The organism is Nakamurella sp. A5-74 (assembly GCF_040438885.1).
In the GTDB taxonomy this organism is placed as follows: domain Bacteria; phylum Actinomycetota; class Actinomycetes; order Mycobacteriales; family Nakamurellaceae; genus Nakamurella.
In genome coordinates this window covers 2,162,287-2,183,827 of the sequence record NZ_CP159218.1, presented here as the reverse complement: position 1 = coordinate 2,183,827, position 21,541 = coordinate 2,162,287, and the positions used below count along the sequence as shown (strand labels likewise).

Below are 21,541 nucleotides of genomic sequence, written 5' to 3'. Positions count from 1 at the left end.
GTGTCGGCCGTCTGGCAGGCTGGAACGATGCGTGCAGCCCTCAGGACCCCCGCCCGCCGCTGGGCCGCGCTGGCCGTGGTGGTCGCGATCGCTGTCACTCTCGTCGCGGTGTGGCCACGCTCCGCGGCAGCCCCGGTGGCGGAACGCGAGGTGTCTGTCCCCGGAGCACAGGCACCCTGGGACCCGGCGCCCGTGACCCTCGATGCGACCCTCTACCTGCCGGCCACAACCCCGGCGCCGGCAGTGATCCTGGCGCACGGTTTCGGCGGATCCAAGACCTCGGTCAGGGCCCAGGCACAGCAACTCGCCCGCTCGGGTTTCGTCGTGCTCGCCTACTCGGCGCGCGGCTTCGGCAACTCGACCGGCCAGATCGCCCTGGACTCACTCGATGCAGAGGTGCCGGATGCCCGCAAGGTGGTGGACTACCTCGCCACGCTGCCCGAGGTGGTCCAGGACGGCTCGGGGGATCCGCGGGTCGGCGTCACCGGCGGTTCCTACGGCGGGGCGCTGTCGCTGATGCTGGCGGGCACCGACCCCCGGGTCGACACCGCCGTCCCGGTCATCACCTGGAACAACCTCGAGCACGCGCTCTTTCCCAACTATGTCGTCGACCCGACGCAGGCCGAGCAGACCGCGAACACGCCGGCCGACGCCGGGGGCAGCTCCGACGGTGTCTTCAAGAAGTACTGGGCAGCCACCATGATCGCGTCGGTGGTGTCCGGAGCGGGACTGGGGGCCACCGGCCAGGTCGACACCGGACCCGCCGGCGGCGGAGTGGGTCGACAGAGCGACGAACAGTCCGGATCGACCGCTGCTCCGGCAAGCTCAGCAGCGCCGGCTGCCGGCGCCGGTGCAACCGGAGGCACCGATGGGGCCCCGGCCGATCCCGGTTGCGGTCGCCTGCGGCTCGAGATCTGCGCTGCCTACGCCGGTGCCGCCGGTACCGGCCGCATCACCCCCGAGCTGCAGACCCTGCTCGAGAAGTCCTCACCCTCGCAGGTGGTGGGCAAGATCAAGGCGCCCACCCTGCTGGTCCAGGGCGAGCAGGACACCCTCTTCCCCCTCGACCAGGCCGACGCGAACGCGCGGGCCATCGCCGCCAACGGCACCGAGGTCGCGCTCGACTGGTATCGCGGCGGACACGACGGCGGTAGCCCCGACCAGGTCACCGAAGACCGGATCACCGGCTGGTTGGTGACCCACCTGCGCGGCGGCACGATGCCCGCGAACGCCGTCACGGGCAACGGTTTCCGGTACTCCGTGGACGGTGGACTCACCGGCAGTGGACGCGCGCGCACCCGGATCCTGCTGGCCGACAGCTACCCGGGACTCACCGCCTCATCGACGACTCCCCGTCACGACATCCCGCTCACCGGGGCCGCCCAGATCGTGCTGAACCCGGCCGGCGGCATTCCCGCGGGGATCTCCTCGTTGCCCGGACTCGGAAGTCAGTCGTCGCTGTTGAGCACCTTCCTGGGTTCGGGGTTCCCCGGCCAGACCGCGACGTTCACCTCGGCCGCTGCCACCGAACTGCAGGTCATCACCGGCAGCAGCCGAGTGCAGGTGACGGTCACCGCCCTGGGATCAGTCACCAACGGAGCAGGCAGTGCCGGCGGCGCCGACACCGACTCGGTGCTGTTCGCCTCGATCGGCACCCGCAGTTCCGGCGGCGTCAGCACCCTCGCCGGGAGCGCGGTCGCCCCGCTCCGGCTTCCGCCGCTGAAGGCCGGCGAGTCGGCAACGCTGACGGTTGATCTGCCGGCCGCCGCCCTCCAGGTCTCCGCCGGAGACCAGCTGTTCGTCCGGTTCGCCACCACGGACCAGGCATACGCCACGCCCACTTCGGCTGCGGCATACCGAATCTCGGCCGTCGACTCGGCCTCCGTTCCGGTCGCCGGTGGCGTGCGGGTGTCTGCCGGCGAGGTGTCGACAGCTGCGCTGATCGGCCTGATCGTCCTGACACTGCTCGGGATCGGCGGCCTGATCGCCGCAGGCCGGGTCCGGCGTCGTCCTGAGGAGACCCAGCACGATGCGGCCGGCGAGCACCGTGCGGTCGGCACCGCCGCTGGGTCCGCCGGCCCGGACGCCTCCGGTACTGCCGAACCCGTTCTGCCGCTGGAGATCCGCGGCTTGAGCAAGAGCTATCCCGGCGGTGTGATGGCCGTCAAGGACGTCTCGTTCGTCGTCCGGCCGGGCCGCGTCGTCGGTCTGCTGGGGCCCAACGGTGCCGGCAAGACCACCACCCTGCGCATGGTGATGGGCCTCATCCAACCGACCGCAGGCGACATCCTCGTCTTCGGACGACCGGTGCGGTCGGGCGCCGAGATCCTTTCCCGAATCGGCAGTTTCGTCGAAGGGTCCGGCTTCCTGCCGCACCTGTCCGGCAAGGTCAACCTCGAGCTGTACTGGGGGGCAACCGGTCGGCCGCGAGAGGATGCCCATCTGGACGAGATCCTGGAGATCGCCGGGCTCGGCAAGGCCATCCATCGCCGGGTCAAGACCTACTCGCAGGGCATGCGGCAGCGGCTGGCGATCGCCCAGTCGATGCTGGGCCTGCCCGACCTGTTGATCCTCGACGAACCGACCAACGGTCTCGACCCGCCCCAGATCCACGCGATGCGGGAGGTACTGCGCGGGTACGCCGACACCGGCCGCACCGTGTTGGTCTCCTCGCATCTGCTGTCCGAGGTGGAGCAGACCTGCCAGGACGTCGTCGTGATCAACCACGGCACGTCGATCGCTGCCGGCCGGGTGGTCGATCTGGTCGCCTCGTCCGGCGAGATGACTTTCGTGGTCGACGATCCGGACGCTGCTGCGCGGTTGCTGCGCGAGCAGAGCGGAATCGGTGACGTACACGTCGACGACAGCGATCGCGCTGAGTCCGGCACCGTCGTCCAGGTCGATCTGGGGGACGTGCCGGCAGCTCAGGCCATCAGCATGCTGGTCGGGGCCGGGGTCGCGGTCACGTCGGCCGCTCCCCGCAACCGCCTGGAAGACGTCTTTCTCGACATGGTCGGCGCCACCGGCCCCGCAGCCGGAGGTACCTCGTGAGCCCCGTCCATCGCGACCAATCGGCGGACGTCGCCGTCCGGATCATGCGCGGGCTGCCCAGGGCAGGTTCCGCTGCGGGCCGTGGAAGCGCTGTGCCGCCGGGGTTCTCGGCCGGTCGAACGCTGCCGATCCGGGTGGAGTTGGCCCGTCAACTGCGCCGCCGCCGCACCCAGGTGGCGCTCGGGCTGATGGTGCTGCTGCCGATCATCCTGGCGGTCGCCTTCGCCTTCGACACCCCGTCCGGCGGCGGGACATCGTTCGTGGACCTGGCCCAGTCCAGCGCGGTGAACTTCGCGATCGTCGCCCTCTTCTTCTCCGCCACGTTCCTGCTGGTGGTGGTGATCTCGCTGTTCTTCGGCGACACGATCGCCAGCGAAGCGTCGTGGTCGTCGCTGCGCTACCTGCTCGCGATGCCGGTCCCCCGCCGTCGGTTGCTGCGGCAGAAGTTCGTCGTGGCGGGCCTGATGTCGCTGATGGCGCTGATTCTGCTGCCGCTCACTGCCTGGATCCTCGGTGCGGTGCTCTACGGCGCCGGACCGGTGTCGACGCCCGTCGGTGAGTCGTTCTCCGGCTGGACCTCGGTGGTCCGACTGGCGTTGGTGGTGGGATACATCGCCGTCTACCTGCTGTGGGTTGCCGGGCTTGCATTCCTGCTCAGCGTGTCGACCGATGCCCCGCTCGGCGCTGTCGGCGGCGCGGTGATGATCGCGATCCTGTCCCAGATCCTCGACCAGATCGAGGCTCTGGGCGGTTTCCGCGATTGGCTGCCAACGCACTACGCATTCTCCTGGACCGGGGCACTGGTGGACCCGATCCAGTGGGACGACATGGTGCGCGGCGCCTTCACCTCCGTGGCCTACGCGGTGGTGCTCGTCGGGTTCGCCTTCCTGCGCTTCCGCCGCAAGGACATCACCAGCTGACCCGCCTGCAGAACCGTTCCAGTGGTTCGCCACCTGCAGGACGGTGGCGCACCACTGGAACTGTTCTGTCCGTCGGGCGACGGCTCGGTCGCAGACCGTGGCCGGCGCGGTGCGCGATCAGCTGCGCGGGAAGTCGAACTCCGTCCAGGTCCGGCCACCGTCAACGGAGCGCAGCAGCGCCGAGCCCAACGACCAGGGCACCACCATCTCCTCACCCACCATCAACGCCGACGCCTGCACTCCGCGGGCCGCCGCCTCGGTGGTGGACAGCATGGGCGAGTCCCAGGTGCGTCCGCCGTCGGACGTGGTGATCCAGGCCTGCCCACCTCCGGCGATGGATTCGAATCCGCTGACCGCCACGGCGATCTCCCGGTCGCTCACGGCGCCGGCGAGGGAGTAGGAGATCTCCGCGCCCCGCTCGCCTGACAGAATGGGCGGGCGCAGGATCGTTCGCCAGGTCGTGCCACCGACGGGCAACACCTGCGCGACCGCGTCGCTGTCCGACACATCGGACACCAGCGACCCGTCCCCGGCGGCGAACGTGGTGAAGGCTCGCGGCAACGCCTTCGGCAGGTCGGACCACGTCATTCCGCTGGTGGTGGCCTGCACGCGTGGCGACTGTCCGCCCGCGTTCAGCCACCGGTACACGATCCCCGGACCCTGGATCAGCTCTGCGGGTCCGAACGCTGCTCCGCCGGATGCCGTGCTGGCGGTGAGCGCTGTCTCGCCGAGACCGACCTCCTTGAGCGTTGTCGACCCCCAGTCGAGGTTTCCCTGGGGCACGGCGCTGACGAAAGCTCGTCCCTGCACGGAGACGAGCTGCGCGATGTCGGTGGTGCCGACCTCCAGCTCCTGCCAGCTGGCTCCCCCGTCCGTGGTCCGATAGATCTGCTGCGGTCCCCACAGATACCCGGCGGCCACGTCCATAAAATTCAGTCGCGCGGTGCACTGTGAGGCGACGGTGTAGCTCGGACAGCCGCCCGTGCCAGGGACGTCTGCGCCGACCGGAAGCTCCAGCGAACTCCAGGACAGACCTCCGTCGGTGGTGGTCACCAGCACGCCGCAGCGCGTCGTGTCCGAGCTGTCGGTGGTGCAGCGAGCGGTGCCCAGCGCCATTCCTTGATCGGCGGTCCGGAAGGAGACCGAACCCAGAGTGAGGCCGGCCGGGGTCCCGGTGCTGGTGATCCGCGAGGTGATGAACGACTCCGCCGGGGCCTGGTTCCCGAGGGCGGACGGCGACGGTGCGCTCGAGGGCGCGGATGTCGGTGATCCCCCCGGGGAGCTGACCAGCGTCGGGCTCGGAGCAGGGGTCACCGGAGGGGTGATCGGATGCGGTCGCTGGGAGGCGAACCGGCTGCCGATCAGCACCCCGCCGATGACCATCACCGCAACCGCTGCAGCCATCAGCAGCGTGGTGGTCCGGCGCCGCGGCACGGGCAGCCGCCGGGGCGCGATCACGTCGTCCCGGACCGAGGTCAGCAGCCGATCGACCAACCCGTCGTCCGGTGCGTGCCGATCGGCGGCCTCGTTCAGTGCCCGGACGAGTGCGTACTCGAGCGTGTTCATCGTCCGAACTCCTGATCGGTGAGTGGGACAGCAGGATCGGTGCGCGGTTCCGCGTCGGATCCATCGGTTGTCAGGGTCGATCTCAGTGCTTCCAGTCCCCTACTGATGAGGCTCCGCGCCGTCCCGCGCCGGCAGTCCAGTGCGGCGGCGATCTCGACGTCGGTCCAGCCGTGGAAGTAGCGGAGCACCACGGCAGCGCGCTGGCGCGGCGGCAACTCACGCAGCATCGGCCACAGCGTCACGGACGACGCGACAGCGTCCGCGTGGTCCGGCATCGGATCGACCTCGGGAACCTCACCCAGCAGCAGCACCTGCGTATCGCGCCGGCGGTTCGCACTGATGAACTGGTTCGCCAGCGAACGCCGGACGTAGGCGACGGGTCGTTCCGCCTCCGCCACCCGATGCCATTTCGGCAGCAGCATGGTGAGCACGTCCTGCACGAGGTCCTCGGCCCGGTGCCGGTCACCCGTCAGCAGCAGCGCGGTCCGGAACAGCGATGCAGCGTGCTCGGTGACGAAGGCAGCGACCAGTCCGTCGCGCGCCGTCGCGGAGCCCGGCGGCGAGGTCGCACCACCGGTAGCTCCGGCCATCCTCGGGTTCCCCATGCCTTCCTGACGTCATCTCGAGGGCAAGTGTTGCGTGGAGCCATGGCATGGGTGTCGGGATCTCGACTCGTTCGTTCCTCTCTCGCTCGATCACCGTGCGGTAGCGGGTCGAGCATTCAGAGGACAATCGGGCCCGGGGAGGACGGCGGTGTGCCGGGTCAGGGAGTGGCTCGGGCATGGGCGGGACACCGCGGGTGAGCCTGCGAACCCGCGGAGCCCGCCGGGCGGGACCCGGCACACCGCCGGCCGTGGCAACCGGGATCTCTACTGGCGGGCTATTGCACGCAGAACTCGTTGCCTTCCGGGTCGAGCAGGGTGATCCAGTGGCCGCCCCAGTTGTCCCGGCGCTCCTCCACCTCGGTGGCGCCGGCCGCGAGCAGCGCGTCTGCGTGGGCGCGGGCCTTCGCGAAGCGCGCTTCGCCGTCGGCGATGCCCTTGCCGACGCTCACGTCGAGGTGCACCCGGTTCTTGGCGGTCTTGCCCTCGGGCACTTTCAGGAAGAACAGTCGTGGTCCGACCCCGTCGGGGTCGATCACCGCGTTGGCGTCGTTGCGATGTTCTTCCGGGACGCCGGCGAGTGCTTCGTCCCAGTCAGCAAAGCCGGGAGGCGGATCGTCGGACCGGTAACCGAGAGCCAGCTTCCAGAACTCTGCCTGGGCACCCGGATCGGCAGCGTCCATGGTCACCTGGAACGAGATGCTCATGTCGGTTCCCCTCTTCGTCACGCATCGGCCGGACGGGAGCCCGACCGCCCGGCATCAGACCTTGGCAGAGACCCCGGAGGCGTCCATGTCGCGGATCTCCCGCTTCAGTTCCTGGATCTCGTCCCGCAGTCGACCTGCGAGTTCGAACTGCAGATCCCGCGCGGCCGCCATCATCTGGTCCGTCAGCTGCTGGACGAGATCAGCCATCTCGGACCGCGCCATGCCGGCGGTCGAGTGTCCGGCGTACACCCCGGAGCTGCCACCGGGTTCGCCCTGCGCCCGGCGGCCACGTGAGGCGTTGCGACCGGACCCGCTCGGACGGACCTTGCCGTTGCTCGCAGCGTCCTCGACGGCGTCCTCGGCCTCGGCGTAGACGCGCTCCAGGATGTCGTTGATCTTCTTGCGCAACGGCTGTGGATCGACGCCCCGCTCCTTGTTGTAGGCGACCTGCTTCTCGCGGCGGCGGTCGGTCTCCTCGATGGCCAACGCCATCGACGGCGTCAACTTGTCGGCATACATGTGCACCTGGCCGTTGACGTTGCGCGCCGCGCGGCCGATGGTCTGGATCAGTGAGGTCCCGGATCTGAGGAACCCTTCCTTGTCCGCATCGAGGATCGCCACCAGCGACACCTCGGGGAGGTCGAGGCCCTCCCGCAGCAGGTTGATGCCGACCAGCACGTCGTAGTCGCCCGACCGCAACTCCCGCAGCAGCTCCACCCGGCGCAGGGTGTCGACCTCCGAGTGCAGGTACCGCACCCGGATCCCCTGCTCCAGCAGGTAGTCGGTGAGGTCCTCGGCCATCTTCTTGGTGAGGGTGGTGACCAGCACCCGTTCGTCCTTGTCGGCCCGTTCCCGGATCTCGCCGAGCAGGTCGTCGATCTGACCTTTCGTGGGCTTGATGATCACCTGCGGGTCGACCAGACCCGTCGGCCGGATCACCTGCTCGACGAACTCGCCTCCCGTGCGACCCAGCTCGTACTTGCCGGGTGTGGCCGAGAGGTAGACCGTCTGGCCGATCCGGGAGTCGAACTCCTCCCAGGTGAGGGGCCGGTTGTCCATCGCGGACGGCAGCCGGAACCCGTGTTCGACCAGGGTTCGCTTGCGGGACGCGTCACCCTCGTACATGGCGCCGATCTGCGGGACAGTCGCGTGGGACTCGTCCAGCACGATCATGAAGTCGTCGGGGAAGTAGTCGAGCAGGGTCGCCGGTGCCGTCCCGGCCCCACGGCCGTCGATGTGCCGGGAGTAGTTCTCGATGCCGTTGCAGAAGCCGACCTGCCGCATCATCTCCACGTCGTACTGGGTGCGCATGCGCAAACGCTGCGCCTCCAACAACTTTCCCTGCTTCTCGAACTCCGACAGCCGCATTTCGAGCTCCTGCTCGATGGCGGAGATCGCCTTCTCCATCCGTCCCGGCCCGGCAACGTAGTGGGTCGCCGGGAAGATCCGCAGACCCGGCACCTCCCGCACGATGTCGCCGGTGAGCGGATGCAGGTAGTAGAGCTTCTCGATCTCCTCGCCGAAGAACTCGATCCGGATGGCCAGCTCCTCGTAGGCCGGGATGATCTCCACGGTGTCGCCACGCACCCGGAAGCTGCCGCGGGTGAACGCGAGATCGTTGCGGCTGTACTGGATGTCGACCAGCGCGCGCAGCAAGGTGTCCCGGTCGACCTGGTCGCCGACCGCCATCGGGACCGACCGGTCCAGGTACGACTGCGGGGTGCCCAGGCCGTAGATGCAGGACACCGAGGCCACCACGATGACGTCCCGCCGGGACAGCAGCGACATGGTCGCCGAGTGCCGCAGCCGCTCGACGTCGGCGTTGACCGACGAGTCCTTCTCGATGTAGGTGTCCGTCTGCGGGACGTAGGCCTCCGGCTGGTAGTAGTCGTAGTACGAGACGAAGTACTCGACCGCATTGTTCGGGAACATCTCCCGCAGTTCGTTCGCCAACTGTGCTGCCAGCGTCTTGTTGTGCGCCATCACCAAAGTCGGTCGTTGCATCTTCTCGATCAGCCAGGCCGTGGTGGCCGACTTGCCGGTACCGGTGGCACCCAGCAGCACGACGTCCCGTTCCCCCTCGCGGAGGCGCTTCTCGAGTTCGGCGATCGCCTGCGGCTGGTCGCCCGACGGCTCGAAATCGCTGACCACCTCGAACCGCGCAGAGGCGCGCTCGATCTCGCTGACCGGTCGGTGCTCGGAGACGGCCAGGACGGGGTGCTCGGTTGCGAATGCCACGACTCCAATCTACGACCGACCACCGACAGACCTGGTGAGCAGGCACTTCCGTCTGCACGCCGGGACGATGGCCGGCGGGTGGCCGGTGCATGTTCACCCGTCCGGGATGTATCCGGCGGCAGCACACCACGACTCGCCCTGTCGACCGGTCATCCCCGTCCGAGCCCCGCAGAGGCACGCCACATGTCACCGCCTTCCACCGCGCACCGCCGCACCCACCCACTGCCCCGTTGGGCGCCCGCAGCCATTGGCTGGGTGCTGCTGTGCTCCGCCGGCTGTTCGACCGGAGGGCCTGCCGCCGACGCCCCCGCGACGGTCACGGTCGAGCGCACCGTCACCGTCACTATGACCGCCCCTGGCGCTGCCGCCGCGCGACGAGCTCCGCCGGTGCAGCCCCCTCGGACGGCATTCCCGAACACGCCGACGCCTGTGCGGTGCTGACGCGACCGGAGGCGCAGGCCGTCGTCGCCCGCCGCTTGATGGAGGCTGCACCAGCCGGTGTCGAGTTCGGCAAGGCGACCTACTGCACCTACGCCGGGTATCCGGAGGATCCCGGTGTCGGGCAGGTCGAGGTGTTCATCGGCGACGGTGCGAAGAAGGCGCTGGACATCGACAAGGACACGCTGAAGCACGAGTTCAGGCAGCTGGACGATCTGGGCGACGAGTGCTGGGCCGAGGACGGGCAGATCTATTTCAACAAGGGCTCCACCTGGGCGTCGATCCGGGTCGTGCTGCTCGACGAGGATCAGCAGAAGGCCGGCCGGCTCGAAGCCGCCGCCCGAATCGTGCTGGGCAGGTTGCCATGAGACGCCGCCGCCGGAGAACCGTGCTGCTCACGGTGGGCTGCGTGCTGGCGCTGACGAGCTGCACCACGGCCGGGTCGGCCGCGCCCGGTACGACAGGGACGACAGGGACGACACCGCGTACCCCGGCGCCGGCGACGCCGGGCATCACCGGCACGACCCCACCCGATCTGGTGGCCACGTACGGCTACCCGCCCGACCCGCATCGGGGCGGCTACCGGCCCGACGTCGTACTCATCGGAGGTGGGCCGGCAGCGATCCGGTCGGCCGGCGACGACGGGTTGTCGTTCACGCTCGATCACTCCGCGGCCGGCGTCGACGAACTCCGGGAGGGTTCGATCATGTTCGCCGCGGCCGAAGCGGTGGGCCGGGTCGTCCACATCACCCCCGCCGGCGCCGACCGCATCGTCACCATCGCCCCGGTGCTCCCGACCGAACTCGTGGATCAGCTCGATTTCGCCCAGACCGGTCCGCTCGATCTCGACACCGCGACCGCGGTCCTCCGACCGGGGATGTCCGGCGCGCTGGTGCAACAGAGCACCGCCCCGTCGACGCCCGGTCTCCGGGGCGGTTCACGGTTCCTCGCCCCCAGCGGCCCGAGCACCCCCAAAGACCCCCAGCCGGGACCCGTCGCCGGTGAACAATCGATCGGCGGGTGGCAGGTGAAGCTGCTGCGCACTCCCGGCACTCTGGGGGTGAACCTGATCCGCACCCAGGACGACCTGATCGGCGACATCTCCGTCTCCGTGCTGACGAACCATCCCCGGGTCCAGTTCAGCGGCAACCCAGGGACGAAGGCCTTCACCGCGAAGATCTCGGGAATCACCGGCGTCGCGCTCGACGCGAAGGCGGGATTCGGCCCCGGCGATCCGTCCAGGGCGAGCGCCAAGGTGGGCGGAGAACTGGAGCACGCGTTCACGTTCCCGATCCCGCCGTCACCCGCCACCGGGGGGCTGCCGATGGTGCTGACGGTGACCTTCGCGTTCAGCATCAGCCTGGGCTTCGGGGCCAAGAACTCCACCCTCTCGGCATCGGCCGAGTACGGGCTCGACGGTGACCTGGGGATCGACGGGACCACCTCCGTCGTCCCCACGCTGACGGTCAGACGGAGCCTGATGGACTCGATCGACGGGATCTCGCTGGCTCCGTCCGCGATGGTCGCGGCGGTCAAGGTCAAGTTCATGCTCGGAGTCGGGGTGCCCTTCGGCAACGCAGGCCCGTACGTCTCGATGTCCTTCGCCTCGGGGGTGGCGAAGGGCTCACCGTTGGCCATCAATCCCGGCTGCCACTACGGGAGTCTGGACATCACCGGAAAGGCAGGCCTCGGCTTCGACATCGACTCCGGCCTGGCGGCCCTGATCCTCGGCAAGCTGGGCAAGGCGCTGAAGTTCCCGGACTCGATCGAGACGAAGCTTGCGGTCGTCCACCGCGAGCAGACACTGCCCGACGTCGCAGCGTGCAAGATCGCCTGAGCCGAATGCCCCGGCCGAATGCCCCGGCCGAACGCCCCGGCCGAACGCCCCGGCCGAGCGCCTGGATCGAGGGCGGCCGCCGCTGCAGCAACGGGGACGGCGGGTGACCGCCCCGTACCGTTGGACCCAGGACCGGCCGAGGTTCGCGTGGAGGAGGACGACGGAGCATGTTCGACTGGCTGCACGATGCCGTCGAAGCGTTCGTCGACTCCCCGTGGTTGTTGCTGGTGGTGTTCGCGGTGCTGGTCGGTGGTGCGTTCCTGCCGGGTCTGCCGGGAGCCACCACCCTGCTCGCGGCGATCGCCGCAGTCGCCGACGATCCCGCTCGGGTCGCAGCGGTGGCTGGTTCGGCGCTCGCCGGCGCGATCATCGGCGATGCGGTGGGTCATCGGATCGGACGCCGTTGGGGGACGCGGGTGCTGGCGGCACGGTGGTTGCGCAGAACCCGTCGGCCGGTGCTGCGGGCTCGCAACGCCATGCGAGCGCACCCGATGGTGGTCCTGGTCGGCGGACGCTTCCTGCCGGCGGGCCGGCTCGCCGGGGTGCTGGCGGCCGGGATCAGCCTGGTCCCCCTCGCCCGAATGCTCAGGATCACCGTCCCCGTCGCGATCGGCTGGACCGGTTGGATGACGTTCCTCGGTGTGCTCGGCGGAAGGCTCGCCGGCGAGCATGCGCTGGCCGGACCGGCCGCCGCCTGGATCATCTCGTCGATCATCACGACGGTCGTGGTCTGCGGCACCGCCGTGATCGCCCGGCGGCGCCACCTGGTCGCCCGCTCGGCCGGGTCCGGGTCCGGGGTCGGGATCGCGGCCGGCAGATCGTGAGCCGTCAGCGCCTGCGGACCGCCGGCAGGCTGAACGGTCGACCGGGGTCACAGTTGCCGATCCGCTCACCCACTGCACCCCGGGAACCGCGGTCGTGCCAGGCGAATCCGTTGTCCTGCAGCGACTTCGCGAGCTGGTCAGCATCACCGGTAATCACCAGCCGTCCGTTCGCATCCAGTTCGCCACCGGGCGCCGCGGCCAGGATCCGGTGCCGCAGCGGTCCGTTCGGGACGGCGCTGCCGGAGTGCGGGTTCGGCACGGCCGTCCGCGCCGATCGATTCCGGGCGAAGGTGACCAGCCGCCTGTTGAGCTCGTCGATGCCGGTCTGCAGGGCCGCAGGCGTGCCCGAGTTGTCGATCCACACATCGCTCAGCGCGCGCCGGGCGTCGTCGTCGATCTGGGCCGCAATCCGGACCCTGGCATCGGTCTCGGTGTGCCCGCGGGCGACCAGGCGCCCGATCCGCGCGTCCTCGTCCGCCATCCCCACGGTGATCACCAGGTGGTAGCGGACCGCGTCCTGCATCGTCCTGAGCAGCGGGATGTCGTTGACCACCAACGTGTCCGGTCCGGCCTCTGCGACCCGTCGGGTGAACAGCGCCCGGACCAACGGATGGGTGATGGCTTCCAGTCGTCGACGCGCCTCCGGGTCACCGAAGACGATCGAGCCCAGCGTGGGGCGGTCGAGCGCCCCGTCGGCGTCGAGCACCTCGATGCCGAACGCCTCGACGACGGCAGCGAGGCCATCGGTCCCCGGCGCCACCACCTCGCGGGCCAGCCGGTCCGAATCGATGACCACCGCTCCGAGATCGCCGAGCCCGCGGGACACCGTCGACTTCCCCGCTCCGATCCCGCCGGTGACGGCAACGGTGAGCGGCCGCCGCTGCACCGCCGAAGAACTCACTCGTCACTCCCGTCCGTCGAGTCCCATCTGACACGCCGTCCAGGATCCCCGACGCACCCTGCGGCGTGCCATACCCTCCGCACCATACGGCCGTTCTCCCTTGTCGCCGTTCCGTTCCCGGACCACTCCCGGTCCGCATCGCCAGGAGGCACCGTGGTCACCACTGTCGTCGACAGCATCGCCACCTCGGGCCGTCACCGGTACGGCGCTGCCGGGCTGGTGCACGTCCGTCTCTTCGCCACCGTCACCGAGCGCTCGATCATCGCTCGCTTGTTGGGACTCGGCCGGAAGTGGGGACGTCATCACGAGCAGGCCGTCGCCGTCGCACCGTCCGGCCGCGAATCCGCTGTCCGCCTGGTGCCCGCCGGTCTCGTCTGAGACCCCGCGGCCGCCGTCAGGCGGTGGCGAGGATCCGCTTCAGCACCAGATCACCGAGCGCTGCCATCTGTGCTGCCTGGTCGCCGCTGAGCGTGCCGTCCGCAGCCGCCACCGCCAGCACCCAGGTGCCGTAGCGGACGTTCACCAGACCGCCGGCGCGCAGCATGACGTTGGCCTGCTGGCCGCCGACGGTGGCCGTGGAGACCTTGGCGCCGAGCCCGGTCTCGGATTCCAACGTCACCCTCACCTGGGCGTCAGCGGCCGCGACCGTCTTGTACTGGGTGACGCGCAGGCTCGCTTTCTGCTGACCCGACACGATCCCGTAAGCACATCGCACGGCGCCGCTGGAGCTGATGTTGGCCTGGGCGCCGAACTTGGTCCGCGCGGAGCTGTTGTTGATCGTCTTGTTCAGCACCCGCTTGACGTCGGCCGGCGTGAGGACGCGCGCGCAGTCGATGCCCAGCGGGTTGACCTTGACGACCGGCGCTGCACCGGTGCTGGATGGGCCGCTGGTGGTCGAGGGGGTGTCGGAGGACGACGAGGTGGGCGAGGACGAGGTGGGTGAGGACGACCTCGAGGAAGACGATGCGCTGGACGACGATGGGCTGGACGACGGCCCGGAGGAACCGGACGTGGTCGACGGCGCAGGTGCGCTGCTGGACGACCCGGACGTAAGGCTGCCGCCGCCACCCGGCACCGTCACGGCGGTACCGGGTGCACTGCTCGACCCCGTGCTCGCCGGCGGTGAACTGGCGGTCACCGTCTCGAGTACTGTTTTGCGCGCTTCGTTGCCGGAGCTGCAGCCGGTCGCCAACAGCGCCGCTGCTGCGGTCAGCGCGACGGGGGCGAGGAAGCGACGGACGGCGGGGCCGGGGGCGATGTGATGACGACGCATGGTCTCCACCGTACTGATTCCGCTGCGCCAGACCCGGCAACCCGCCGAGGATTCCCCGATCTGAGCTCACTCCTGCCGAAGCTGTTCCCGCACAACGACGACGACCACCACTCCCGCAGGAGTGGTGGTCGTCGTCGTGCTGGTCCGGGTCGTCGATCACGCCCCGGTCAGGAGCTGGATCAGGCCTCTTCGGTCCCGGACAGCTTCTCGCGCAGGGCGTTCAGCTGCTCGTCGTCGATGAGCGAACCCGACGTGTCCGAGGTGGACGAGCTGTAGTTCCCGGCATCACCGGAAGCCGCAGCCTCGGCATCCGCGGCGATGGCGGCCGCGATCTGCTTGAGGTGCTTCTCGTACACCGAGTGCGCATCGGAATACTGCTTCTCCCACGACTCACGCTGGGTGTCGTAGCCGTCGAGCCACTCGCCCGTCGTGACGTCGAAGCCTTCCGGCGGCACGAAGTTGCCGGCATCGTCGTAGTGGTCGACGACGCCGTACTGCGCGCGCACCTCGTCGAACTCGGTCTCCGGGGTGATGCCCTCGTTGGCCTGCTTCAGCGACAGCGAGATCCGGCGACGCTCGAGGTCGATGTCGATGACGCGGACGAAGATCTCCTCGTCGACCGTGACGACCTGCTCCGGGATCTCCACGTGGCGACCGGCCAGCTCGGAGATGTGCACCAGACCCTCGATGCCGTCGTAGACGCGGACGAACGCGCCGAACGGAACCAGCTTGGTGACCTTGCCGGGGACGACCTGCCCGATGGCGTGGGTCCGGGCGAAGTGCCGCCACGGATCTTCCTGGGTGGCCTTGAGCGACAGCGAGACACGCTCGCGGTCCATGTCGACGTCGAGAACCTCGACGGTGACCTCCTGGCCCACCTCGACGACCTCGGACGGGTGGTCGATGTGCTTCCAGGACAGTTCGGAGACGTGCACCAGACCGTCGACGCCGCCGAGATCGACGAACGCACCGAAGTTGACGATCGAGGAGACGACACCCTTGCGGACCTGGCCGCGGCCGAGCTGGTTGAGGAACTCGCTGCGGACCTCGGACTGGGTCTGCTCGAGCCACTGCCGACGCGACAGGACGACGTTGTTGCGGTTCTTGTCGAGCTCGATGATCTTGGCGTCCAGCTGACGGCCGACGTACGGCTGCAGGTCGCGGACGCGACGCATCTCGACGAGGGAGGCGGGCAGGAAGCCGCGGAGGCCGATGTCCAGGATGAGGCCGCCCTTGACGACCTCGATGACGGTGCCGGTGACGACGCCGTCCGCTTCCTTGATCTCCTCGATCGTGCCCCACGCGCGCTCGTACTGGGCGCGCTTCTTGGACAGGATCAGACGGCCTTCCTTGTCCTCCTTCTGGAGGACGAGGGCTTCGACCTGCTCGCCGATCTCGACGACCTCGTTGGGGTCGACGTCGTGCTTGATGGACAGCTCACGCGAGGGGATGACGCCCTCGGTCTTGTAGCCGATGTCCAGCAGGACCTCGTCGCGATCGACCTTGACGATCGTTCCGGACACGATGTCGCCATCGTTGAAGTACTTGATGGTGGCATCGATGGCGGCGAGGAAGTCCTCCGCCGAGCCGATGTCGTTGATCGCGACGACCGGTGCGGTGTGTCCTGCAGTGGGGACTGAAGTGACAGTCATGTGGTGGGTGACTCCGGGGTGGACAGTTGTCGTAGGGACAAGGTGTCGGTACTACCGATCTTGGCCTGCCGGGTGTCGGAAGCCCTGGTCGGAGTAGGTGACAGGTGGCCGGCGATCGAGCGATCGACGGGCGCGCGGGAACGGTTCGCTCGACAACCGATGAGGTCCCGCGGTCGCTGCCGCCACTGCCGCTCGAGATCCGAACGGGGTGCTGCGACAGGTCTCGCCCTGGACCCATGACCGACAAGCAAGTGCCACCTGCTCCATACCGAGGCAGCGCGCACCCACAACGCGTTGCTCAGAGTACTCCGCCGCAGAGGCCCGGGCCAATTCGGGGCCACCCGGCCGGCGGGGTCTCAGCCGGCTGCCGCGGGTGGCACGAGCAGGTCGGCGAACTCGGGGCGCGCAGCCACGAAATCCCGGCTGAACGGGCACTGCAGCACCACTGTCCCGGTCCCCCGATCTTCGCGGATCCGGCCCAGCGCGAACCGGGTCAACGCCGAGGCGATCCCGCGTCCGCCCATCGGTGGGTACGTCTGGGAGTGGGCGATGACGACATGCCCCGACACCTCCTCGACCCGGTAGTCGATGATCCCGACGGGTTCGTCGTTGAGATGGGCCTCGAACCGGGACCGAGCCGGATCGTCGAACACCAGGATCGTCGTCCCGTCCTCCGTCACCACGTGCGTCGATCCGACCTGCTGCTGCTCGTTGCCGTGGCTCATACGCTGAGCGTGCCACTCTGGGAGCCCGGATGGGGAGGCCCCCGGATGAGCAATTCATTACCAGCAGCCGTCATGAGCGGTTCGTCGTGAGCAACATCGAAGCGGATCCGGCGTTCCAGGTCTGCGAGCCCGACGTCCACGATCCAGCGGACGTGCTGGTGCTGCAGCCGCGCGAGGTGCCGCTGGGTGGCCCCCGGGCGATGACGGTGCGGCGCACCCTGCCCCACCGCGACCGCTCGTTCGTCGGCGCGTGGTGCTTCGTCGACCACTACGGCCCCGACGAGGTCGCCGCCTCCGGCGGGATGGACGTGCCGCCTCATCCGCACACCGGACTGCAGACTGTGAGCTGGCTGTTCACCGGCGAGATCGAGCATCGGGACACGGCGGGCAACCATGCGGTCGTTCGGCCGGGCGAACTCAACCTGATGACGGCCGGCCACGGCATCGCCCACGCCGAGGTCTCGACATCTGACACCTCGACACTGCACGGAGTGCAGCTGTGGGTGGTGCTGCCCGAGCGGGATGCGCACTGCGCCAGGGCTTTCGAGCACTTCGTCCCCGAACCGGTGAGCGCCGGATCGGCCACCGTGCGGGTCTTCCTCGGCTCCTTCGCCGGCGCTGACTCCCCTGTCGCCACGTCGACACCGCTGCTGGGCGCCGAGGTGCTGCTGCCGGGGAACACCACCTGGCACGTCCCCGTGGACGACACGTTCGAGCATGCCGTGCTCGTCGACGAGGGTGTCGTCCGGTTCTGCGGTCGGGTTGCCGGACGCGGGGCACTCGCCATCCGCGAACCCGGGGCGACGTCGTTGACCGTCCAGTCGGGCCCGCAGGACGTCCGCCTGCTCCTGCTGGGCGGAGAACCGTTCCCGGAGGAGGTCATCATGTGGTGGAACTTCATCGGACGCTCCACGAACGAGATCCGCGACCAGCGCGCCGAGTGGATGGCGCACAGCGATCGATTCGGCGCCGTCGCAGGGTACGAGCCCGCCTCCCCGGGCGGCGCCACCCGGCTGCCCGCCCCGGACCTGCCGGAGATCACCCTGCGGCCGCGTCGCCGATGAGCGCCCTGCGACCGGTCGGGAAGGGCCCGTTCCCGGCCGCGAGCCAGGAGTTCGTCCGGCACTGCCGTCGGCGCAGCTGGCAGCCGGGCATGCCGGAGACCGCCTTCCCGATGCGCGTGGTGCGCGACGACGAGCGCGGGCTGGTCAGCTGGGCGCGCCGAACAGTCGTTCCGAGACGCCGACTGGCCCTTCGACGACGAATGGACGCACTGGTCGCCGCCGGCAGAGTGGAGTGTTCCTGTTCTGCCGCAGCGGTTCTCGATCTGATTTCGGGAAGGGGCAGGCCCCGGGATTGACTTATTCGGTTGTGCTCATACAATCATTGTATGCGAACAACCAAATCGTCTCCGGTCGCTGTCTGGATGGGTCTGATGTCCCTGGTGATGGACAACAAGACCCTCGCCCAGGCCCTGTTGCAGGACGCCACCGGGATGCCGTGGAGCCGCTACCGAGCACTGCGCCGGTTGGAGGATCATCCATTCCCCCAACGCATGCTGGCCGAGCAACTGCACATCGATGCGCCCGCGGCGTCGGTGATCGTGGGCGATCTGGTGGCCAGGGGCTACGCGGACCGGATCGCCGCCCCCGATGACGGACGGGTCAAGCTGGTCCGGATCACCGACCGTGGCGCGGATCTGATGGAGCGGCTGCGAGACCTCCCCGGTGTGGTGCCACCCCCCGTCGCCGCCCTCACAGCTGGGGAGCGGCGTGAGCTCGCGCGGCTGATCGACAAGATGCGCGCCGGGATGCCGACATGATCGGAGACCGACAACCCGGACACCGCTACCTGGTGCTGGGGATCTGCTGCCTGAGCCTGTTCATCGTCGGCATCGACAGCACCGCGGTGAACCTGGCGCTGCCGTCCATCGCCGACGACCTGCACGCGAGCCCGCCCCAGTTGCAGTGGGTCATCGACGCCTACACGCTGGTGCTGGCGAGCCTGCTGATGCTCGCCGGATCGACAGGAGACCGGTTCGGCCGGCGCAAGGTGTTCCAGATCGGCCTCGTGCTGTTCGGCATCGGCTCGCTGCTGTGCTCGGCAGCACCGACACCGGAGCTGCTGATCGGCGCCCGCATGCTGCAGGCCATCGGTGGCTCCATGCTCAATCCGGTGGCCATGTCGATCATCACCAACACGTTCCGGGCTCCGCGCGAGCGTGCACAGGCGATCGGGGTGTGGGGCGGGGTGGTCGGCCTGAGCATGGCGCTCGGCCCGGTGATCGGTGGAGCGCTGGTGGACATTGTCGGCTGGCGATCGATCTTCTGGCTCAACATTCCCGTCGTCATCGCCGCCGTGGTGCTGACCACGCGGTACGTTCCCGAGTCCCGCGCCGAGCGGTCCCGCCGCCTGGACCCCCTCGCCCAGCTGCTGGTCATCCTGCTGCTCGCCTCGGTCATCTTCGCGATCATCGAGGGCCGGTCACTGGGGTGGACGTCAACGACGGTGATCGGCTGTTTCGCCGCCGCCGCGACGGCGACGGTCGTGCTGGTGATCCACGAGTCGCGACGGGACGAACCACTGCTGGATCCGCGGTTCTTCCGGAGTGTGCCGTTCACCAGCGCTGCGCTCAGTGCGATCCTCGGGTTCTCCGCCCTGGCCGGCTTCCTGTTCCTGAACACCCTGTACCTGCAGGACGTCCGCGGGCTGACGCCGCTGCACGCCGGCCTGATGACGCTCCCGATGGCAGTCGCCACCGCGGTCTTCGCGCCCCTGTCCGGACGCATCGTCGGCACCCGGGGCCCGCGGCTGCCGATGATGCTCGCCGGGGGCGGGATCGGACTCAGCGCTGCGCTGCTGATGCAGGTCGACACCGACACGTCGCTGGTGTACCTGGGCTTCGCCTACCTGGCGTTCGGTATCGGTTTCGGGCTGCTCAACGCGCCGATCACCAACGCTGCTGTCTCCGGAATGCCCCGGGAGCAGGCGGGCGTGGCGGCCGCCATCGCCTCCACGTCTCGTCAGGTGGGTTCGTCGTTGGGCGTCGCAGTGCTGCCGGCGATCGCACTGGCCAACCTGGACGGGCCGTTGGCCGCCGGTCTGCCGGCCGCCTCGCATGCCGCGTGGGCGGTGATGCTGGGCTGTGGGATCGGGCTGCTCGTGCTGGCAGTGGCGGCAACCAGCACTCCGGCCCTGCGATCCCGCGAGCGGGTGGCTGCGGAACTGGGCGCGGCGTGAACCGGCCCGCGGCCTCTGGTCGGCCGACGATCAGGTTGGGCGCTGTGCTCTGGCGTAGGCAGCCGGTGAGATCCCGAGTGTCGAGGTGAAGTCGCGGGTCAGGTGCGCCTGGTCCGCGTAGCCGAGCTCGGTGGAGACCGCCGACCACTCGACGTCCTGGCCGCCGGCCACCAGCTCGGCGGCATCGATCAACCGGAAGCGGCGGATCACCCAGGTCGGTGAGACACCGGCGCACGTGGCAAACATCCGTTGCAACGTGCGGATCGTCACCCCCGCGGTGGCCGCGAGTTGCTCGACCCGCCGGATCGTGTGATCGCCCTCCGCGGATCTCGCGACCGCAGCCGTTTCCCGGGCGAGCCGGATGCGTGCCTCGGGTCGCGAGTCGAGGACCCGCACCAGAGCCGAGCCCAGGACCGCCGCCCCTGCTTCCAGTGAGCCGGCCCCGAATGCCGCCTCGACCGCGCACTCGTCGACCGCGAACAGACCGGTGGGCGGGACAACTTGATCCGTCAGTGCACCGACGTCGTCGCACCAGGCACCGAAGCCACCGGTGGTCGACTTGGCTGCCAGATTCCAGCCGCGCCCGCTGAGCATCCGGGTACTCACCGCTGTCGACACCCCGGTCACGGTGCACAGCAACGGGAACGGACCCGGCGCGGGGTCCGGACCGGCCGCCGGCGCGACCCCGACGCTGACGTTCACCCCGGGCTGGGACACGACGTCCTGACGATGGCTGAAGCCCATCCGCAGGTTCCACCGCACGGACCAGAACCAGTCGACGAGCCCCTCGAGTTCGGGGGGTGGCGCGCACCGCTGCAGATCGACGTGCCGGAACATCTCTGCGGGCGACACGATGCCCCTGGTGTCCGCCGGCGGTGGTTGCACCTCTCCACGGTAGCCGCGGTGGCTCGACCGGTCTCACACTGTCGCAGATCTTCAAGCCGAGTCACCCGGTGCGCGTCTAGAGTCGAGCCATGACCAACCACGAGAGCGACACCACTGCAACGGATCTCGCCGCTGTACTGCAGCAGCTCGCCGAGGTGCTCGACGCCATCCCGGCCGACCAGGAGCATGCCCCGACACCGTGCACCGAGCACGACGTCAGCGAGCTGCGCAGCCATGTGCTCGGCTGGCTGACAGCGTTCACCGACGGCTTCGCCGATCCCGGTGGGCGGTGCTCCGATCCCGACAAGGTGACCGTGCACGACACCGGCGCCGACCAGGTGCGGGCACTCGCCGACCGACTGGAGACCGCACTGCAGGGCACCCGGCCGGAACAGCTGATGATCGGCGACTCCGGGATGCCCACCGGGATGGCCCTGGACATGATCCTCTGGGAATACCAGATGCACGGCTGGGATCTCGCCGCGGCGACCGGACACCCGTGGTCACCCGATGCGCGGGGACTGGATGCGTCCCTGGAGTTCGCTCCGACGATGCTCACCGACGACTACCAGGGCGAGGGCAAGACGTTCGGTCCGCGGGTCGACGTCGCCGCGGACGCCCCGCCGCTGGACCGCCTTCTGGGGCTCTCCGGTCGCGATCCCGCCTGGTCGGCGGGCTGAGG

20 protein-coding genes are annotated in these 21,541 nt (G+C 69.3%); 11 read left to right on the top strand and 9 right to left on the bottom strand.

Translation table 11 applies throughout. The features are described 5' to 3' along the window. Window positions 1-27: 27 nt before the first annotated feature. Window positions 28-3,051: an alpha/beta fold hydrolase gene (locus ABLG96_RS10005; RefSeq protein WP_353651179.1), complete on the top strand. Its 3,024-nt coding sequence runs from the start codon at window positions 28-30 to the stop codon at window positions 3,049-3,051. Beyond that, a complete protein-coding gene (locus tag ABLG96_RS10000; RefSeq protein WP_353651178.1) occupies window positions 3,048-3,971 on the top strand; it encodes an ABC transporter permease in 924 nt (307 codons plus the stop codon). The genes ABLG96_RS10005 and ABLG96_RS10000 overlap by 4 nt, the downstream gene beginning before the upstream one ends. A 117-nt stretch (window positions 3,972-4,088) precedes the next feature. Here the strand turns inward: ABLG96_RS10000 and ABLG96_RS09995 are convergent, their stop codons facing one another. The 4 genes from ABLG96_RS09995 to uvrB form a co-directional block, all read right to left on the bottom strand. After that, the gene (locus tag ABLG96_RS09995; RefSeq protein ID WP_353651177.1) at window positions 4,089-5,537 is read right to left on the bottom strand and encodes a hypothetical protein; all 1,449 of its coding nucleotides are present in this window, start codon (window positions 5,535-5,537) and stop codon (window positions 4,089-4,091) included. Continuing rightward, window positions 5,534-6,142 carry a SigE family RNA polymerase sigma factor gene (locus tag ABLG96_RS09990; RefSeq protein WP_353651176.1) on the bottom strand — a complete coding sequence of 203 codons (609 nt, stop codon included), beginning with the start codon at window positions 6,140-6,142 and terminating at the stop codon, window positions 5,534-5,536. Before ABLG96_RS09990 ends, ABLG96_RS09995 begins: the two co-directional genes overlap by 4 nt. A 275-nt stretch (window positions 6,143-6,417) precedes the next feature. After that, window positions 6,418-6,846 carry a VOC family protein gene (locus tag ABLG96_RS09985; RefSeq protein WP_353651175.1) on the bottom strand — a complete coding sequence of 143 codons (429 nt, stop codon included), beginning with the start codon at window positions 6,844-6,846 and terminating at the stop codon, window positions 6,418-6,420. A gap of 54 nt (window positions 6,847-6,900) precedes the next feature. Beyond that, entirely contained in the window at window positions 6,901-9,084 is a 2,184-nt protein-coding gene (gene uvrB, locus ABLG96_RS09980; protein WP_353651174.1) for an excinuclease ABC subunit UvrB, read from the bottom strand. A gap of 434 nt (window positions 9,085-9,518) precedes the next feature. Between uvrB and ABLG96_RS09975 the strand changes: the two genes are divergently transcribed. From ABLG96_RS09975 to ABLG96_RS09965, 3 genes are all read left to right on the top strand, one after another. Continuing rightward, a complete protein-coding gene (locus tag ABLG96_RS09975) occupies window positions 9,519-9,890 on the top strand; it encodes a hypothetical protein (protein ID WP_353651173.1) in 372 nt (123 codons plus the stop codon). Beyond that, on the top strand, window positions 9,887-11,359 hold the full coding sequence (locus ABLG96_RS09970; RefSeq protein WP_353651172.1) for a hypothetical protein: 1,473 nt from the start codon (window positions 9,887-9,889) through the stop codon (window positions 11,357-11,359). Before ABLG96_RS09975 ends, ABLG96_RS09970 begins: the two co-directional genes overlap by 4 nt. A 167-nt stretch (window positions 11,360-11,526) precedes the next feature. Further along, entirely contained in the window at window positions 11,527-12,183 is a 657-nt protein-coding gene (locus tag ABLG96_RS09965) for a hypothetical protein (RefSeq protein ID WP_353651171.1), read from the top strand. A 4-nt stretch (window positions 12,184-12,187) separates the two neighbouring features. Here the strand turns inward: ABLG96_RS09965 and coaE are convergent, their stop codons facing one another. Next, the gene (coaE, locus tag ABLG96_RS09960) at window positions 12,188-13,084 is read right to left on the bottom strand and encodes a dephospho-CoA kinase (RefSeq protein ID WP_353651170.1); all 897 of its coding nucleotides are present in this window, start codon (window positions 13,082-13,084) and stop codon (window positions 12,188-12,190) included. A 153-nt stretch (window positions 13,085-13,237) separates the two neighbouring features. Here coaE and ABLG96_RS09955 point away from each other — a divergent pair, with 153 nt between their 5' ends. Further along, on the top strand, window positions 13,238-13,462 hold the full coding sequence (locus ABLG96_RS09955) for a hypothetical protein (RefSeq protein ID WP_353651169.1): 225 nt from the start codon (window positions 13,238-13,240) through the stop codon (window positions 13,460-13,462). Between the two features lie 16 nt (window positions 13,463-13,478). On the opposite strand, the gene ABLG96_RS09950 is transcribed toward ABLG96_RS09955, so the two are convergent. Beyond that, the gene (locus ABLG96_RS09950) at window positions 13,479-13,877 is read right to left on the bottom strand and encodes a hypothetical protein (protein WP_353651168.1); all 399 of its coding nucleotides are present in this window, start codon (window positions 13,875-13,877) and stop codon (window positions 13,479-13,481) included. 40 nt (window positions 13,878-13,917) lie between these two features. Between ABLG96_RS09950 and ABLG96_RS09945 the strand changes: the two genes are divergently transcribed. After that, window positions 13,918-14,346, top strand: coding sequence for a hypothetical protein (locus ABLG96_RS09945; RefSeq protein ID WP_353651167.1), 429 nt, complete (start codon window positions 13,918-13,920; stop codon window positions 14,344-14,346). 190 nt (window positions 14,347-14,536) lie between these two features. On the opposite strand, the gene rpsA is transcribed toward ABLG96_RS09945, so the two are convergent. Together rpsA and ABLG96_RS09935 are read right to left on the bottom strand one after the other, a co-directional pair. Further along, window positions 14,537-16,009 (bottom strand): 30S ribosomal protein S1, encoded by a 1,473-nt coding sequence (gene rpsA, locus ABLG96_RS09940; RefSeq protein ID WP_353651166.1) that lies wholly within the window; start codon window positions 16,007-16,009, stop codon window positions 14,537-14,539. Between the two features lie 356 nt (window positions 16,010-16,365). Then, window positions 16,366-16,734: a GNAT family N-acetyltransferase gene (locus ABLG96_RS09935; protein ID WP_353651165.1), complete on the bottom strand. Its 369-nt coding sequence runs from the start codon at window positions 16,732-16,734 to the stop codon at window positions 16,366-16,368. 86 nt (window positions 16,735-16,820) lie between these two features. On the opposite strand from ABLG96_RS09935, the gene ABLG96_RS09930 reads away from it, so the two are divergent. The 3 genes from ABLG96_RS09930 to ABLG96_RS09920 all read left to right on the top strand — a co-directional run bounded on the left by ABLG96_RS09930 (window position 16,821) and on the right by ABLG96_RS09920 (window position 19,974). After that, window positions 16,821-17,798 (top strand): pirin family protein, encoded by a 978-nt coding sequence (locus ABLG96_RS09930; protein ID WP_353651164.1) that lies wholly within the window; start codon window positions 16,821-16,823, stop codon window positions 17,796-17,798. A 326-nt stretch (window positions 17,799-18,124) separates the two neighbouring features. After that, window positions 18,125-18,556: a MarR family transcriptional regulator gene (locus ABLG96_RS09925; protein ID WP_353651163.1), complete on the top strand. Its 432-nt coding sequence runs from the start codon at window positions 18,125-18,127 to the stop codon at window positions 18,554-18,556. Then, window positions 18,553-19,974, top strand: coding sequence for an MFS transporter (locus ABLG96_RS09920; RefSeq protein WP_353651162.1), 1,422 nt, complete (start codon window positions 18,553-18,555; stop codon window positions 19,972-19,974). The genes ABLG96_RS09925 and ABLG96_RS09920 overlap by 4 nt, the downstream gene beginning before the upstream one ends. Before the next feature lie 30 nt (window positions 19,975-20,004). Here the strand turns inward: ABLG96_RS09920 and ABLG96_RS09915 are convergent, their stop codons facing one another. Beyond that, window positions 20,005-20,859 carry a helix-turn-helix domain-containing protein gene (locus ABLG96_RS09915; protein ID WP_353651161.1) on the bottom strand — a complete coding sequence of 285 codons (855 nt, stop codon included), beginning with the start codon at window positions 20,857-20,859 and terminating at the stop codon, window positions 20,005-20,007. Between the two features lie 89 nt (window positions 20,860-20,948). Here ABLG96_RS09915 and ABLG96_RS09910 point away from each other — a divergent pair, with 89 nt between their 5' ends. Further along, window positions 20,949-21,539 carry a TIGR03086 family metal-binding protein gene (locus ABLG96_RS09910; RefSeq protein ID WP_353651160.1) on the top strand — a complete coding sequence of 197 codons (591 nt, stop codon included), beginning with the start codon at window positions 20,949-20,951 and terminating at the stop codon, window positions 21,537-21,539. Window positions 21,540-21,541 lie beyond the last annotated feature (2 nt).

Excerpts from the sequence above, each read along its gene's own strand:
- ABLG96_RS09995 (WP_353651177.1), bottom strand. The coding sequence starts at position 5,537 with ATGAACACGCTCGAGTACGCACTCGTCCGGGCACTGAACGAGGCCGCC.
- ABLG96_RS09920 (WP_353651162.1), top strand. The coding sequence starts at position 18,553 with ATGATCGGAGACCGACAACCCGGACACCGCTACCTGGTGCTGGGGATC.
- ABLG96_RS09935 (WP_353651165.1), bottom strand. The coding sequence starts at position 16,734 with ATGAGCCACGGCAACGAGCAGCAGCAGGTCGGATCGACGCACGTGGTG.
- ABLG96_RS10005 (WP_353651179.1), top strand. The coding sequence starts at position 28 with ATGCGTGCAGCCCTCAGGACCCCCGCCCGCCGCTGGGCCGCGCTGGCC.
- ABLG96_RS09990 (WP_353651176.1), bottom strand. The coding sequence starts at position 6,142 with ATGGGGAACCCGAGGATGGCCGGAGCTACCGGTGGTGCGACCTCGCCG.
- ABLG96_RS09985 (WP_353651175.1), bottom strand. The coding sequence starts at position 6,846 with ATGAGCATCTCGTTCCAGGTGACCATGGACGCTGCCGATCCGGGTGCC.
- ABLG96_RS09925 (WP_353651163.1), top strand. The coding sequence starts at position 18,125 with ATGCGAACAACCAAATCGTCTCCGGTCGCTGTCTGGATGGGTCTGATG.
- ABLG96_RS09910 (WP_353651160.1), top strand. The coding sequence starts at position 20,949 with ATGACCAACCACGAGAGCGACACCACTGCAACGGATCTCGCCGCTGTA.
- ABLG96_RS09970 (WP_353651172.1), top strand. The coding sequence starts at position 9,887 with ATGAGACGCCGCCGCCGGAGAACCGTGCTGCTCACGGTGGGCTGCGTG.
- ABLG96_RS09945 (WP_353651167.1), top strand. The coding sequence starts at position 13,918 with ATGCCCAGCGGGTTGACCTTGACGACCGGCGCTGCACCGGTGCTGGAT.
- ABLG96_RS09965 (WP_353651171.1), top strand. The coding sequence starts at position 11,527 with ATGTTCGACTGGCTGCACGATGCCGTCGAAGCGTTCGTCGACTCCCCG.
- rpsA (WP_353651166.1), bottom strand. The coding sequence starts at position 16,009 with ATGACTGTCACTTCAGTCCCCACTGCAGGACACACCGCACCGGTCGTC.